Source organism: Oleiphilus sp. HI0117 (assembly GCF_001635235.1).
The window spans coordinates 1-2,224 of sequence record NZ_LWGA01001292.1; the positions used below are offsets into that span (position 1 = coordinate 1).

Below are 2,224 nucleotides of genomic sequence, written 5' to 3' on the forward strand. Positions count from 1 at the left end.
AACTCCTAACTATATCTCTTATGTTTTTTGTCCAACCGAGGGTTGTTCGAATTAATGTAATATACGGTCTTCACGCTCTTTTTCTTCAGCTTCGACAATCGATTTAGATAGTGCCCCGGCAGCTTGAACACCCGCACCGATCATTGCTTTCGCTATCGCTGCTTTATGCTCCCCCAAAAAGCCTTCAACCTCTTCTGAAAATTGGATTTCGACCAAGAATTCGCCGTCATCATCCATTCGCTTCAAGGCGAAGCTACCGTTTTCTAATTCAACTATCTCTAAAAATGCGCTACTCATTCAAACTCCAAATTTATATAGAAACCTGCTCACCAGGTAAGTTATATAGTACCTGCGGCCTTCTTTACCATTCTGTTTGTTGCTCTCGCCTTTGCTGAATATAAGTTTTTACTTCTTCAATAAGTTCTAACAAAGTCAGCTCTCTATCACCTTCAATAGCTGTCTCGGTCAAATTAATAACCTCAATTCGAGGCACACTTGCTTCTGTGCTAGCTGCTTGCCTAGAATGCGGCGAATTTTCTCTGTAGAGCAGAGGGTCAACAGATAAAGCCAACAAGCGTTGATACCAACTTCCTTGCTCCTGCTTCTGCGCAAACAGGAACTGGCAATCGGGCATATTCTGCGCCAATTCTGAAGACTCATCTTGCAAGGCGTCAGCAGGGATCTTTAAATAGGCTGATAATTCTTCTAGCCAGGCTTCCCAGGCATACTTCAAACTCAAACTAGCGCCAACAACGGCAGCCTGTGCAAGCGCAGCATTAGTACTTGTCTCTGCCTGCTTTGCTTGTGTTTGTGCTGCATACAAATAAGTGTTCACCCTGCTCTTAATATCACTCACCTAAAAGACTCCGTCGACACACACTTACAGCCCAGAAACCCTGTTAAATTGGATTTCCAGACTAATACCTGAGACTAATAAACGCTCCAGTATACCCCATTCAGAGCATGGGGTCATGACTGCTCTGAATATGGAACTTTAATTATCCTGAAGACTTGCTGAATGGGCATTCATGCACTTTAATTAGTAATCATAAATACATCCCGTGGAAAGACCTTTTCATATGACAACACGCGTCCTGATCTGCGACGACTCCAGCGTAGCTAGAAAGCAAATGGCGAGAACCTTGCCAAGTGACTGGGAAATAGAAGTTTCATTTGCGAAACATGGTGAAGAAGCATTGGCAGCCATTAAAGAAGGCTTGGGAGACATTATGTTTCTCGACCTCAACATGCCAGTCATGGATGGTTATGAAACCTTAGAGCAGATTCAGAAACAAGATTTGCCAACGATGGTAATTGTCGTATCAGGAGATATTCAACCTGAAGCACATGAACGCGTTAAGGCTCTAGGCGCAATCGACTTCATTAAGAAACCTACTTCGACTGAAGCGCTCACAGAGCTACTTGAGAAATTTGGCCTTTACAGAGCACCAGAGCCCTCAGCCGCTCCTGCTACGCCTGCAAGAGCACCGATAATTAAGAAAGGTGAAATCGGCAATATTGGCACCCGCGACTGCATGCAAGAAATAGCGAATGTCGCAATGGGACAAGCAGCTGACCTACTCGCTCGGCTTTTGAAAGTCTTCGTAAAACTGCCTATACCAAACGTTAACTTGCTCGAAGTTAGTGAGTTAGAAATGGCCTTATCACTCACCGAGCAACAAGACACCTACTCTGCCGTTTGCCAAGGTTTTATCGGTTCGGGTATTAGTGGCGAAGCCTTGCTCATTTTCAGTGATTCAAGTTTTGGTGATATCGCCAAGCTGCTCGACTACAAAGGCGAAGTCGATCGCATGGTTGAGCTTGAGCTACTAATGGAAGTGGCCAGTATTCTAGTGGGCGCCTGTACTAACGGTATTGCCCAACAACTCGACACCACCTTCAGTCAAGGGCACCCGGTTGTTTTAGGGCAGCATGTCAAAGTAAGTGAATTGATCAAAGCCAATGCCAAGCGCTGGAAGAAAACACTCGCCATTGAAATCACTTACGAAATTGAAAACTACAACATTAGTTGCGACCTGTTATTACTGTTCACTGAAGATTCACTGGACAATTTGAACAAACGACTTTCCTACTTGATGGATTAATAGCCGAACTATGGAACGATCACAGATAGATATAAAAGAATTTCACTGGCTGATGGATATGCTGCAAACCATCGATGTCGGCCTCGTGGTACTGGATCGCAACTTTAGCATTAAAGTTT

At 44.2% G+C, this 2,224-nt stretch carries 3 protein-coding genes; 1 reads left to right on the plus strand and 2 read right to left on the minus strand.

From position 1 onward, the window contains the following. Positions 1-51 precede the first annotated feature (51 nt). Positions 52-297, minus strand: coding sequence for a hypothetical protein (locus A3757_RS22480; RefSeq protein WP_068509110.1), 246 nt, complete (start codon positions 295-297; stop codon positions 52-54). A 64-nt stretch (positions 298-361) separates the two neighbouring features. Then, positions 362-856, minus strand: a complete 495-nt coding sequence (locus tag A3757_RS22485) for a DUF6586 family protein (protein WP_068552970.1) — start codon at positions 854-856, stop codon at positions 362-364. Between the two features lie 223 nt (positions 857-1,079). Here A3757_RS22485 and A3757_RS22490 point away from each other — a divergent pair, with 223 nt between their 5' ends. Continuing rightward, the gene (locus A3757_RS22490; protein ID WP_068566518.1) at positions 1,080-2,105 is read left to right on the plus strand and encodes a response regulator; all 1,026 of its coding nucleotides are present in this window, start codon (positions 1,080-1,082) and stop codon (positions 2,103-2,105) included. Positions 2,106-2,224 lie beyond the last annotated feature (119 nt).

Bases quoted from the DNA above. Each gene is read 5' to 3' on its own strand.
- A3757_RS22480 (WP_068509110.1), bottom strand. From the start codon at position 297: ATGAGTAGCGCATTTTTAGAGATAGTTGAATTAGAAAACGGTAGCTTC.
- A3757_RS22490 (WP_068566518.1), top strand. From the start codon at position 1,080: ATGACAACACGCGTCCTGATCTGCGACGACTCCAGCGTAGCTAGAAAG.